Origin of the sequence: Spiroplasma melliferum KC3 (assembly GCF_000236085.2) — a bacterium.
GTDB classification, from domain to species: Bacteria; Bacillota_I; Bacilli_A; order Mycoplasmatales; family Mycoplasmataceae; genus Spiroplasma; species Spiroplasma melliferum.
The window spans coordinates 331,514-345,398 of record NZ_AGBZ02000004.1; the positions used below are offsets into that span (position 1 = coordinate 331,514).

13 protein-coding genes are annotated in these 13,885 nt (G+C 27.9%); all 13 read left to right on the forward strand.

Going from position 1 to position 13,885, the window contains the following annotated elements:
- Positions 1-2 precede the first annotated feature (2 nt).
- The 13 genes from oppD (at position 3) to SPM_RS05950 (ending at position 13,677) form a co-directional block, all read left to right on the forward strand.
- The gene (gene oppD, locus SPM_RS06950; RefSeq protein ID WP_004028706.1) at positions 3-1,706 is read left to right on the forward strand and encodes an oligopeptide ABC transporter ATP-binding protein OppD; all 1,704 of its coding nucleotides are present in this window, start codon (positions 3-5) and stop codon (positions 1,704-1,706) included.
- Between the two features lies 1 nt (position 1,707).
- The gene (gene oppF / locus SPM_RS06955) at positions 1,708-3,942 is read left to right on the forward strand and encodes an oligopeptide ABC transporter ATP-binding protein OppF (RefSeq protein WP_004028707.1); all 2,235 of its coding nucleotides are present in this window, start codon (positions 1,708-1,710) and stop codon (positions 3,940-3,942) included.
- A gap of 2 nt (positions 3,943-3,944) precedes the next feature.
- Positions 3,945-6,119: an ABC transporter substrate-binding protein gene (locus tag SPM_RS05900; RefSeq protein WP_004028708.1), complete on the forward strand. Its 2,175-nt coding sequence runs from the start codon at positions 3,945-3,947 to the stop codon at positions 6,117-6,119.
- 1 nt (position 6,120) lies between these two features.
- Positions 6,121-6,768: a hypothetical protein gene (locus SPM_RS05905; RefSeq protein WP_004028709.1), complete on the forward strand. Its 648-nt coding sequence runs from the start codon at positions 6,121-6,123 to the stop codon at positions 6,766-6,768.
- 142 nt (positions 6,769-6,910) lie between these two features.
- Positions 6,911-7,468 (forward strand): elongation factor P, encoded by a 558-nt coding sequence (gene efp / locus SPM_RS05910; RefSeq protein ID WP_004028710.1) that lies wholly within the window; start codon positions 6,911-6,913, stop codon positions 7,466-7,468.
- A gap of 31 nt (positions 7,469-7,499) precedes the next feature.
- Positions 7,500-7,805, forward strand: a complete 306-nt coding sequence (locus tag SPM_RS05915; protein ID WP_004028711.1) for an MMB_0454 family protein — start codon at positions 7,500-7,502, stop codon at positions 7,803-7,805.
- Between the two features lie 257 nt (positions 7,806-8,062).
- Positions 8,063-9,847, forward strand: coding sequence for an APC family permease (locus tag SPM_RS05920; RefSeq protein WP_004028712.1), 1,785 nt, complete (start codon positions 8,063-8,065; stop codon positions 9,845-9,847).
- A gap of 75 nt (positions 9,848-9,922) precedes the next feature.
- Positions 9,923-10,564 carry a uridine kinase gene (gene udk / locus SPM_RS05925; protein WP_004028713.1) on the forward strand — a complete coding sequence of 214 codons (642 nt, stop codon included), beginning with the start codon at positions 9,923-9,925 and terminating at the stop codon, positions 10,562-10,564.
- 80 nt (positions 10,565-10,644) lie between these two features.
- Positions 10,645-11,115 carry a transcription elongation factor GreA gene (gene greA, locus SPM_RS05930; protein ID WP_004028714.1) on the forward strand — a complete coding sequence of 157 codons (471 nt, stop codon included), beginning with the start codon at positions 10,645-10,647 and terminating at the stop codon, positions 11,113-11,115.
- Positions 11,116-11,273: 158 nt separating this feature from the next.
- Positions 11,274-12,755, forward strand: coding sequence for a coiled-coil domain-containing protein (locus tag SPM_RS05935; protein ID WP_004028715.1), 1,482 nt, complete (start codon positions 11,274-11,276; stop codon positions 12,753-12,755).
- Positions 12,756-12,820: 65 nt separating this feature from the next.
- Positions 12,821-13,102, forward strand: a complete 282-nt coding sequence (locus tag SPM_RS05940; protein WP_004028716.1) for a hypothetical protein — start codon at positions 12,821-12,823, stop codon at positions 13,100-13,102.
- A gap of 80 nt (positions 13,103-13,182) precedes the next feature.
- Positions 13,183-13,449 (forward strand): bacteriocin, encoded by a 267-nt coding sequence (locus tag SPM_RS05945; protein WP_004028717.1) that lies wholly within the window; start codon positions 13,183-13,185, stop codon positions 13,447-13,449.
- 6 nt (positions 13,450-13,455) lie between these two features.
- Positions 13,456-13,677 carry a hypothetical protein gene (locus SPM_RS05950; protein WP_004028718.1) on the forward strand — a complete coding sequence of 74 codons (222 nt, stop codon included), beginning with the start codon at positions 13,456-13,458 and terminating at the stop codon, positions 13,675-13,677.
- Positions 13,678-13,885: the final 208 nt, after the last annotated feature.

Consider the following 13,885-nt stretch of genomic DNA (forward strand, 5'->3'; position numbering starts at 1 on the left):
TTATGGAAAAAGAAATTGTTATTTCAATTAAAAAATTAATAATAAAATTTAAAACTCGTGCTAATGTTTTAACTGCTATTCGAAATATTTCTTTTGATATTTATGATGGTGAAACATTAGCAATTGTTGGTGAGTCGGGAAGTGGCAAGTCAGTTATGACCAAAACATTTACTAATATGTTAGAAAGTAACGGATGAATTAGTAATGGTTCAATAGTTTATTCGCCTTCGAAAAATATTTTAGCGGATGATTTCGCATATTTTCGAAAACCAGTTCATTTAGTTGATTTTCATAAAATTTTATTAGATAACAGCCTACAAAAAAATATTATAAAGTATAATAAAAAACGAATTATTAGAACAACCCAAAAAATAAAAATGATTAATAGTTTAGAATTAACTAATTTACAAGCAGAAATTGTTGCTTTACGAAATAAAATTGAAGTATTAAAAAAACAAATTGGTTTTAGTCATTCCAATCGAATTAATAATAAAATAGGAAAACTTAATGCACAATTAAAAGAATATAAAAATCAACAAGAGATGTTGTTAAACCCTGAATTAAAACAAAAAAAGATTGAATTTTTACAAAGTCGAATTGTTGATTATAATAATGAAATTGATAAAATTAAAAAATTAACTTGAAGAGAAAAACGGTTATTAGGGAAAAATATCCAGTTTTTAAAAAAATATTTTGAACAAGGAATTATTCCTGCACCAACAGAATTTAGTAAAATTCAAACTTATTTTAGTAAAAAAACTTATACCGATGGAATTCGTTATCGTATTAACAAATTAAATCAGTTAATGGTTATTGGTGAACCATTAAATGCTAATAATTTTACTAATGTTTATGAAGAATGAAATTTAATTAAAAATTTTGAATTTATTAATAAATTAAAAGCGGCAAAACAAATTAGTAAATTACGTGGTCCAACAATAGCAACAATTTTCCAAGATCCAATGACATCTTTAAATCCATTATTATCAGTTGGTTTTCAAATTTCAGAAGTATTACGAAAACATCGTAAATTATCACGAGCAATGGCCAAAAAAACAGCGCTTGAATTATTAGAAAAAGTTGGAATTCCAAAGGCTAAAAAGAGTTATCATGATATTCCGGGAATGTATTCGGGCGGAATGCGCCAACGGGTAGTTATTGCAATTGCTTTAGCTTGTCAACCAAAAGTTTTGATTTGTGATGAACCAACAACAGCCTTAGATGTTACAATCCAAGCGCAAATTCTTGATTTAATTAAATCGTTACAAAAAGAATATAAATTTACTGTTATTTTTATTACCCATGATTTAGGTGTTGTCGCAAATATTGCTGATCGGGTTGCTGTAATGTATGCTGGTCAAATTATTGAATATGGAACAGTAAATGACATCTTTTTTGATCCGAAACATCCTTATACTTGAGCGCTATTATCTTCTTTACCACAATTTGGTCAAAAAGGTGAAGATCTTTATTCAATTCCTGGCTCACCACCATCATTATTTGCAAAAGTATATGGGGATCCATTTGCTCCTCGTAATCAGCATGCGATGAAAATTGATTATTTATTAGAACCACCAATGTTTAAAGTAAGTGAAACGCATTATGCAAAAACTTGACTATTAGATCCACGGGCTGCGAAAGTAACAAAACCAAAACAATTGCAACAATTAGAACAAATTAAAAATGATACAAAGGTAGGTGATTAAGATGAACAAAAACGAACAAGAACAGTTTATTATGGTTCGCGATTTGTTAATTCAATTTCGCCAAAAAAATAAAAAAGTAAATGCAGTTAAACGAGCAAATTTTGATATTTACCGCGGGGAAATTTTTAGTATTGTTGGTGAATCAGGGAGTGGTAAAACGACAATTGGTCGTGCCATTGCTGGTGTACAGCCAATTAAAGACGGAACGATTTATATGGACCGACATTTGATTCGGGGAAAACCACCACAATTATATAAAATTAATTTAGATATTAATGAAAAACTACGATTATTGCGGAATAATAATATGTTATTAAATAAACATTTAAGTAATTATATTAATAATTTAAAAATTAGTTATTATCGTTATTTTGAAAATAAAAAATATGTTGTTAATACAAAGGAATTAATACCTTATGGAAATAAACAATATTTAGTAACAACTGACCTTGAATTAAAGAAAGTTGATTTACTAAATTTTAATCATAGTAATAATCATTTTACCTTAGTAAAAGAAATGTATGAACATAATTTAATTTTATTAAAAGATATGTTAAAAGCTTATCAACGAATTTTTCGTTTTATGGATAATTTACATGAATGAATTCCATCATTATCTCTTGCCTTAGAAGAAGAAATCAAAGGACGTGTCCGTGGAAATATTGAAATTATTGAAGGAAGTATTTTATTATGGCATCAAATTTATAAAGCACTTTTAAAATTAGAAGAAAATCGTAATGCTTTAAAAGAAAATCTTGTATTAGAACAAGCACAAAAATATTACAATGCTTCTTTTGAACAATTAGCAAAATTATTGTCAATTCATACTAAATTATTAGATGAGGTTCATTTTTTGCATAAAAATCAACGGGCGGCTTTTATTCTTTTTGTTCCTAAGGGAAAACGAAAAAAGTATATTTTAGGTTATAATAAACGTTTTAATGTTTTCAAAAGTGATTTTGAAAAGGCATATTTAAAGGAATTACAAAAATTAGAATTAGAACCGCAAGCAAATGCACAAGCAATTGTTGCATTGCAACAAGCATATCAAACGAGTGCTTTAATGATAAATATTGCAACAGCAGATAATGCTAAAACATTAAATGAATTAGCAACCACTACTAATTTGAAAACAAGTTTGGCAGCATTACCAAATAATGAATGAAAAGAAACATTAATGACTTTAGTTAATAAAAATGCAACAGTAGAACAGCAACAAGCGATCCTTGCTGATTTATCATATTTAGCACGCCATGGGGTTTTCCGTGATCAAACAACAATTAAATTATATTATCAATGAGTAGGTAAAAAATATAAATATTCAACATCTGACATTGTTGCTTCTAATCGTTTGTTAGATTTGTTAAATTTACCATTAATTGATGAAATTGTTAAAAATGCTGAATTGTTTAAATTACCAACAAGGAGAGAAAATCGTTTACAAAAGAAAAAAATTCAAATGATTTTTCAAGATCCATCTTCATCATTAAACGATCGAATTTCGGTTGAAGAAATTATTGGGGAAGGGTTAACAAATTTTCCTGAATTATATCAAAATGCTACTGCTCGCCAGTTGTATTTAACTTATTATAACAATAATTTAGGAAAAAATGAAAAACCATTAAAGTTAGAACAAATTAAAGATCGTGATGTCAAACATTTCTTAATTTTAAGCATTTTAAAAGAAGTTGGATTATTACCAGAACATTTATCACGTTACTCACACGAATTTTCAGGAGGACAACGACAACGCATTGGTATTGCTCGAGCATTAATTATGAAACCACAATTTATTATTGCTGATGAACCAATTTCCGCATTAGATGTTTCAATTAGAGCCCAAGTTTTAAACTTATTAAAAAAATTTCAGCAACAATATAATTTAACTTATATTTTTGTTGCTCATGATTTATCGGTCGTGCGTTTTATTGCTGACCGAATTGCTGTTATTTATCATGGTCAACTTGTTGAATTAGCAAGTGCTGAGGAGTTGTTTATTAATCCATTACATCCATATACTCGTGCGTTATTATCAGCAATCCCACTGCCTAATCCAAATTATGAAAAAGAAAAGGTTCATTTCATCTATGAACCAGAAAAGGAACATTGAGATTATTTATTTGATTTACCAGAGTTTACGGAAATTAAAACGGGACACTATTTATTTGGGAATTCACGTGAAATTGCTGCAGCAAAAACTAAACTTGCTATGGCAATTGACAGAAAGGAGGGGTAACGATGTTCAAAAAGAAATTGGCGTTTTTTGCTAGTTTTACCGTAATAACCACAGTAACACCATTAGTGGTTTCGTGTGGAATTAGTTTAGACCGATTAGCAAATCGTTTAATTACCGATAATGTTTTTCGCTCTATTTTTAAATTTCCCTTAACATCTTGGTCAAGTGCATCAACAATGCTAGTTGAAGATAATAAAATTTTAGCTGATGTTCTTGGAACATTAGTAGCAACTGATAAATATAATCGTAGTTTTGGTGATCTTGCTGAACAAAAGGATAAAACATCAAAATATGTTGGAATTCCTAATGCTGATCAAAGTGAATGAAAATATAAAATTTCACCTCAAGCAAAATGATTTGATTATCAAGGGAATTTTCAGCGACAAGTTAAAGCTAGTGATATGATTAATACTGCTAAATTTGTTTTATTTCCAAAAAACTTATCGGCAACATCAGGATTATGGCGAACTTTTATTAGTGGTGCACAAGAAATTTGAGAGTATTTTCAAGCAGGTAATTATGAACCAGATTATTATAATGATCCAATTTGAAAAAAATTAGGAATGACAATTAATGATAGTGATGATGAAATTACCATTAAATTAACAAAGTCAGCAGAATATTTTGATACTTTAATGACTTATTTAGCTTTTGCGCCATTACCAGAAAAGGCATTACGACAAGGTTATAATTATGGGACTAATTATAAAAATATTTGGTATTCAGGGGCATATTTAGTTGAAAAATATAGTTCAACTTCACAAATTTTATTACGAAAAAACCCTGCTTATCGACATGCAAAATTAACATACATTGATAAATTAAATTATACTTATTTAGCAAATAACGATGTTTCGCGTGAACGTGTTTTGTTTGAATCAGGTGACGTCAATGATTTTCTAGTTGAACCAACAGATAGTAACGGTTGAAAGAAATATGTTGGTTCTAATCCTGCTAATCCAATTTTCAGTGGTGCATCAAGTATTATTAATCCTGATCCAACAACATATACGATTATTAATAATTATGCGAATAGTGATGTTTTAAATTCAAATCCAGCTCGTGCTAAACAAGCATTAAATGCAAGTAAGGCATTACAATATGATAAAATTCGAAAATATTTATCAACCCAATTAGACCGTAGTAAATTTGTTAAATATTATTCTGAAGCTCTAGATGATTCACCAACTTCCAAGTTTTTACGAAATGTTTATACAGCACGTTATTTTGTTTATAATGGGAATGTTGATTATGCGTCATATGTTGAAGAAGCATATGCAAATCATTTTTTAAATGGTAATGTGATGGCTGCTAGTCAATTGTTAAAAGATGGTAGTGATGCTTTATATCGTAACAAAGATTTATTAGAAAATGATGATAATATTTTAGATGATATTCGGAATTGATTACAAACAAATATTGGTTCTTCACGAGTTGAATTTCGTTTTTTAATGAATGGTGCATTAACATTAACAACTAATAAGTTTTTATTAAATATGATTGACTCATTTAACGCTGAGAATGATGTGATTAAAATTATTCCAGATATTACTGTTGATGCCACAGAATATGAAACACGTCGTAAAAAAGCAGATTGAGATATGCAAGCAGGAGGATGGTCCCCTGATTATGCAGACCCGTATACTTATTTACATACCTTTTCCTTAGGTGGTGATTTACAATATTATTTTGGAACTTCACGGATTTTTAGTGACCTAAAATTAACAAATAATCGTGCTCCAGATTATGCAACAATTAAGGATCAATTGAATAATCCATATTGAAATCTTTTAAAAAATACAACAGCAATTGAAGATTTTTATAATGTTTTTAAAAATTATACTAACCAAGTAGCAGCAAGTGATGAAATTACTGATCCAGCTCGTTTAGCTGATCGTTATCGAAGTTTTGCTGAAGTTGAATTTAATGCCATTTATACTAATTTTATGTTTATTCCAGTTTATGTTCCAAATGGTTCATATCAAATTCGAATTTCATATGTAACACCACGAACACAAGTTACAATTGGATATGGTAGTTCAAAATATAAACATTGAGGAATGGTTTTAAATCCTTATTTACTAACTACGCAAGAACGTCAAATTATTGAAAAACGTTACCAACAGCAATTAGCAATTATTCAAACTGATTATGCCGCCTTTAGGGAGGATTATTAATATGAAAAAGTTGTTAACATCTTTTATGGCTTTTATGGTCGTTAGTGTTCCTGCTACTGTTGTTAGTTGTGCAAAAATTGAAACTCGTGATCGTAGTAAAATTTCGTTATCTTTATTTAAAAGTGAATTAACTTTAATTCCTGTTTTTGAAAAACAACAGCCAACCGCAAAAGTAACTGAAACGATGTTTCAAAATGCAATTTATGATGCACTAGAAACAAACGAATATCGTGGTGAAATTGCAAGTGAGGACTTAAAATTTATTTATTATGATAAGGATTTAATTTCAAAATCTTGAACTGATTTACCATGACAACCACTAGCAAGTGGCGGAGCAAAGACAGCATTGTTATGAGTGCAAATTATTGCTAATAAGAATAGTATTCATTTTGCTGATAAAACTGATATTATTTCGGTAACATTATATCAAACAGAACCACTTGCATTAGATACCATTACCTTTAATTATGAAAAAAAAGTGTTAAAAACCTTACCAGTTGAAGATATGATGACTTACTTTGCAGTCCTAAATCCAACATTTTATTTCTCAGCACGTCATTTTTTAATTAGTAAAACAACTGACCGTGTTATTATTAAGGCAGTGTCAACTTCAAACCGCTATCGTGGTGAAAATATTATTAATTTTTAGGTTATATTACAATTTTATAAAATTAAAATTATTTGGGGAAAATTTGCTTAAAAGAAATTTTCTCCTTTTTATTAATTTTAATAACTTTCTGTTTAAAATTAAGATATAATTAAACTACGATAAATAGAAAAGGAAGAAAAAGATGATTAGTGTAAACGATTTCCGCCCAGGATTAACGTTTCAATATGAAGGTAATATTTACATCGTAATTGAAGCACAACATTCAAAATCAGGTCGTGGGCAAGCACATGTTAAAACAAAAGTTAAAAATTTGCGAAGTAATGCAACAACAAATATTACTTTCACTGGTGGTGATAAAGTTGAAAAAGCAATGATTGACAAGGTTGAAATGCAATATTTATATGATGATGGTACCAATGTCATCTTTATGGATACGCAAACTTATGAGCAATTAGAAATTCCATCAACTAATTTAGTTTGAGAAAAAAACTTTTTAAAAGAGGGAGTAATGGCTTCTGTCACAAAATATGATGGTGAAGTATTGGGAATTATTTTACCAGATAAGGTGGATTTAACAATAACTGAGGCAGAAGCAGCAGTAAAAGGTGATACTAGTTCTGGAGCAATGAAAAAAGCAGTGCTAGAAACTGGATTAGAATTACAGGTTCCTTTGTTTATTAAAGAAGGAGAAGTTATTACTGTTTCAACTAGTGATGGAAAATATTCCGGACGTGCTTAATTTTAATAATTCATAAAAGGAGAGATTGAAGATGAATAATAATTTTAATGAATTAATAATTGAAAGTAACCATCGTGGAACAATTGCTGTTAGTTTATTAACAATTAAAAAAATTATTTTATATGCAATCCGTGATTTGACCCATCAATATTTTGTGGATAAAGTTGAATGTCGAATGATTGATAATTCATTATTGCACATTTATATTAGTGGAAAAGTAATTGCAAAAGAAAACTTAAATGATTTAACAGTTGAAATTAATGAAGCAATTATGAAAGAATTAAGTTATTCGTTACAAATTAAACCAAAAAATATTAGTATTGCTTATCATCATTAATAATTTAAAAACCAATTAACTATAGAAAAAGAAAAAATGTTATGTGTTTGCTAAGAACTTACAAAGTTCTTAGCAAACTTTTATTTATGATATGTTATTTTAATTCTACTTGTAATTTTTTTCCTATTTGTTATAATTAGAGATAAATTATTTATAAAAAATTTAAATAATTTGAGTGTTATAATTTAATTTTTATGTGAATATATCATCAATTAAATATTAACCAAGTTTTTTAGAAGAAAGGAAAAAACTATTTTATGCTTAAAAAAGAACAAAATAAGAAATTTAGTTTAGCAGATTTTGTTTGATTAGGCTTTAATTATACTGTTGGAATTGGTTTTATAGGTAATTTTGCTATTTTATCAAATATCTCACAACCTGACTCAATTGGAATTCATGTTATTTGATTATTTGCAGTTGAAGGTTTGATCGCAGGAATATGTGCGTGAGCATTTGCTAAAATGGCTAGAGTTCATCATTCTAATAATAATGGAGCTTCATACATTTATGTTCGAACAAGTTTTGGTAAATTTTGGGGAATTTTTGTTGCTTTTATGCAATATGTTTCCTTACCATTTTTAATTACAATTCAAGTAATGATGTTGATTCGTGGTTCATTTGGAGCAGATTGAGTTTCAAAAATAAATCCAGATAAAAGTATTACTGTCCCTTGGTATGCTGCAAACTGAGGGTCATTTGGTGACTTATGATTAGATTTTATTGGAATTGCTATTTATATGTCAGCAGCAGGAATTATTTTTGGGGGGATGAAATTATATAAAAAATTAGCGAATGGAACTGGTATTATTAAATGAGTTACAGCTGGATTTTTAATTTTAGCTGGTTTAGTATTGGCAGTTCAACATGGTGGTGAAAATTTAAGTTATTGAGGACATCATACGAATTTCTCGTTGCCAGGATTTATTAAAGCTTTTAATTCATGCTTTTTCTTCTTTGCTGGGTTTGAAGTCTTTTCAACTGCTGGGAAAAATATTAGTAATCCAGAGAAAAATATTGGCCGTGGAATTACACTAATTATGTTAATTAGTACAATTTTTTATATTGTTATTTCAATTATTTTCTTTGCTGCTTTTACTAAATTTGTTCAAAATATGCAAATGGGAACATGAAGTTTAGGTTTTAAAAATAAGATTATTTTATATGGTGGCCCAATTATTATGATTATTAGTGCTTTAGCATTGAAAATAAATGTTGCAATGCAAAATGCTTTATACGGGGGAACTTCATTACAACCATTATCGGCCGAAGGGTATTTACCAGATCATTTGCGTAAGTTAAATAAAGATGGAATACCAATTCGTGCTTCAATTTTAAACTTAGTTATTACAAGTTTAATGATTTTTATTTGGTTAGCAATCCCCGATATTATTAAAGGGGTTAGTTTAACAAAACAATTTGGTTTTATGGCAACCCCAGCAGAAACAATGACTTATCAGCAACCATTTGATGTTTCATCATTAACTGAAGCATCATCAGCTATTACAATTTTTATTTATGGTATGGTAATTGCTGTGACACTAAAATTAGCTTATCAACGAAAAATTAAGATGCGAGTATGAGAATATCTTGCCTTTCCAATTGTCTTTGTTATTTTAACTTTTGTTTTTGGATGACATTATTATAGTTTAATCAATAATATTGTTATTTCAGATGGAACAAAACGAGATAGTGCAATTATTGGAGCAGCAATTGAGTTAGCATTTGTTGCCTTTTCTGTTAGTTTTGCAACAATTTGATATTTTACTTATTATCGTGCAAAATATCTTCGTCGAATGAAAGAACAACCTGAATTGCAAGCTAAATTAGATGCTGAATTTGAAGTTAGAGATGATTGAAAATATGTTTCATTAGAAATTCGTCACGAAATTAAAAATTATTTAAAACGGAATCAAGCATTATATCAAGCAACAACTAATATTAATTATCAAGATGCAGAACATTTGCTCACGGAACTAAATCTTATTGTTGAAAAAAGTAATAGTCTTGATGAGGAAAAAGATGAACCAGCGAATGAAGAATAGTCAAACAATTTAACGAAAGTTAAGTTGTTTTGCTTTATGATATACTAAAATAAGAAGAATAAGAGGAGGAATTAAATGCAACCAAAACCAAAAAATAAAGTGCAATTAGTTACTATTACTGGTGGAACTGCAAGTGGCAAAACAACAGTTGCTAATAAAATTGCTGAAATTTTGCAAGGAAAAAAGATAGTTTATTTAAAGATGGATCATTATTATAAAAAATTAGATGATTTGACATTAGCAGAACGAAAAAAAATTAATTTTGATCATCCAAATGCCCTTGATTTAGAATTATTAGTTAATCATTTACAACTCTTAAAAAATCATCAGAACATTCAAATGCCAAATTATGATTTTACAATTTCTAATCGCTCAATACAAACAACGGAAATAAAAAGCGGTGATGTGATTATCCTTGATGGTATTTTAGGTTTAGCATTAGAAGAAATTCGCAAATTATCGGATATTAAAATCTTTATTAAAACAGAAGATGATATTCGTTTTATTCGACGTTTAACACGTGATTTATCAGAACGAGGGCGAACAGTTGAAAGTATTATTAATCAGTATTTAACAACAGTAAAACCAATGCATGAATATTTTGTTGAGCCAAGTATTAAATATGCCGATATTATTGTGCCATATTATGAAGGAAATGAAATCGCAATTGATATGATTGCAACAAAAATTAAGGCTTTATTACTTGATAAAAAATAAAAAACCCCATTATTATTGTCTTTTTTAAGGTATAATAATCATTGTTGGAATTAAAAACAGAGAGGAACGGAGAGAACACCATGAATGAAGAAATTTTGTTAACTAAAGAGGGAATTAAAGACTTACAAGAAGAATTAGATAATTTAATTAATGTTATTCGTCCCGAAGTGATTGAAGAGTTAAAAGAAGCTCGTGCACAGGGAGACTTATCAGAAAATGCTGATTATGATGCAGCACGAAACCGTCAAGCGGAAGTTGAAGGACGAATTAAAGAAATTGAATCATTATTAACAAAAGCAAAAGAAATTAAGGAAGTTAAATCAAAAACAGGAATTATTAAGTTAGGAAGTACAGTAACGTTTACTAATTTATTAATTAATAAAAAATATGAACTTAAAATTGTTGGTGCTGTTGAGGCTAATCCTTTTGAAAATACAATTTCAAATGAATCACCAATTGCAAAAGCTATTATTGGGAAAAAAGCTGGCGATTTAATTGAAATTAAGGGAATTCAAGAACCTTATAAAGTTAAAATTTTAACTGTAGAATAAATAATAAAAAAACAATTGTTATTTAAAATTGTTTTTTTTTTTTTTTTGCTAAAACAAAAAAATATTATTAAAAATTTAAAAACGGAAAATTATTTTCTTGGTTTTGAGTATATCATAGAGTTATCTTAGTGTAATCTAAGAAAGGAAGGAGTATAAAAATGAAAAAACTTTTAAGTTTATTAAGTGCACTAACAATTGGATCAACTGCTATTCCAGCAGGATATGCGATGAATCCTTACAATTTTGAAAATAATAATAAATTCTCAGGAGAATGAAGTTATGGTGAAAAATCTTTTGATTGAAAGAATAATTATTTAACTATTAATGTTGGGAAACCAAAATTAAAAGATTTTATTCCAGTAATTTATGATACTGAAGCAAAAATTGAAAAATTAAGTTTAGAAATTAATGTTCTTTGAACAAAAATTAGAGAGAGTGAGCAGGAAAAAACTACTTTAGAACAAAGTAAGAAAGTTCTTGAATCACAATTACTAACGATGCAGCAAGTTAAAGAAGGATTAGACAAACAAATTCTTGAGGCAACAAGTCAAAATATTAGTCTAAAAGCAGAATTAGAACTAAAAAAATCATTGAATAGTAATTTAACTTCAATAGTTACTAGTCTAGAAAAACAGTTAATGGTTACTAAACAAGAAAAACTTGGTTTAGAACAAAGTAAGAAAGTTCTTGAATCACAATTACTAACGATGCAGCAAGTTAAAGAAGGATTAGACAAACAAATTCTTGAGGCAACAAGTCAAAATATTAGTCTAAAAGCAGAATTAGAACTAAAAACAGCAGAAATTAGTAAGGTAACAAAAGAATCACAAGAAAAAGTTACTGCGTTGGAAGCAGAAGTTGCTGATTTAAAAGCTAAGTTAGTAGCTAGTGAACAAAATAAACTTTCTTTAGAACAAAAAATGAAAGAAGTTGAAGCTAAATTAAATACAATTACTGAAGAAAAACTTGTTTTAGAAACTAATTTAAAAGATAAGTCAAAAGAAATTAATGATTTAAATTTAAAATTAGAGCAAGCAAATGATGAAATTAATAATTTAAATTCACAGGTTGCTAATTTGAATACTAAATTAGCAGCTAGTGAGCAAGATAAACTTTCTTTAGAAGAAGCTAAGAAAGAGGTTGAAGCTAATTTAGAAAAAGTTACTGAGGAAAAAACTACTTTAGAAGCTAATCTAAAAGAATCACAAGAAAAAGTTACTGCGTTGGAAGCAGAAGTTGCTGAGTTGAAAGCTAACCTAGAAACTAGTGAGCAAGATAAAGCGACTTTAGAAGCAAGTAATAAAGAGTTACAAAGTAAAATTGATGAATTGACAAGTAATTCAGAAAATGCTAATTTAGTTAAAGAATTGCAAGAAAAAGTTACTGCGTTGGAAGCAGAAGTTGCTGAGTTGAAAGCTAACCTAGAAACTAGTGAGCAAGATAAAGCGACTTTAGAAGCAAGCAATAAAGAGTTACAAAGTAAAATTGATGAATTGACAAGTAATTCAGAAAATGCTAATTTAGTTAAAGAATTGCAAGATAAAGTAGCTAGTCTTGAAGAAGAGAAAACTACTTTAGAAGCAAGCAATAAAGAGTTACAAGAAAAAGTTAATGAGTTAACAGAAAAAGCGCAAGGATAATTAAATTAGAAGTTGCAACATTGTTTTGCAACTTTTTTATTCAAAAATGAAAGGAAAAAAAAGAAATGAAAAAGGTATTATCATTATTTGCAATGATTAGTGTTATTGGATTTAGTATTCCAAATGCAGTTGCAAATACTTTACATCAAAATCAAGATAAAAATATAATGGTTATTTCATCAAATGAAAAACAAAAGGAAGCAAATAAGCAATTTGGAATAAAAATAGAATATAAAAATATAGAGGATTTAAAACCTAATGATTATTATCAAAAAATAAAAAAAATTAAAACAATAAATTGAAAAAAGTTACAACAAAGTAGTTGTACGATAAAAGAAGTGCTATAAAAGCGCTTTTTATTATATTTAATAAATAAAAAAAGGAATAATCAAGGTAAATTTGTTAAGTTATTAAAGAGGAGGTAAAAATGACAGAATTAACAATAAAACAAATGAAACAAATCAGTGGGGGCAAAATGTCTGGTGCTTTATTATCGGGGATTGCTGCAATAATTAATGCATGTAGTAACTCACTAACTAGTTTAATTACGACTGGTTTTTCAATTGCGTTTGCGACTCAGCAAAAAAATCGAACAGAAGGTAGTTATAAAGCAGGAAGTGGCCATCATTTAACATGATCAGATAAACATAATAATTTAAATAATGCTAATTATGAACAAATATTATTTGTTTAATTACAAATGAAATTATTATCATTAGAACAACAAAAAAATTTAATTGGTGGTGGTGCTTGAATAGTTGGATCGTTAATTTTAATTACTTTTTTTGATATTATTAAAATTAGTTTAGATAGTTATCAGATTGCTCAAGGAACAAGAGGAGAAAATAGGTTATTTCAAGAATTAAATAACAATGATGATACAATAGAAATAGTACACAATAATGAAATTTTATATGTATAATATTTAATCCTAATAAAAATAATTTTTATTTTAAATTTAATTACAGAAAATAATTTTTATTTATTTTAGAAATTAAAAACAAAATAATTTTTATAATTTTAACAATTTTAAACATTTTAATATTTGTCATTGATAATTAAGACAAAATACGATACAATAATCATAGTTGTATTTTGCATATAATCAAATATTAATTATAGTAAGATGC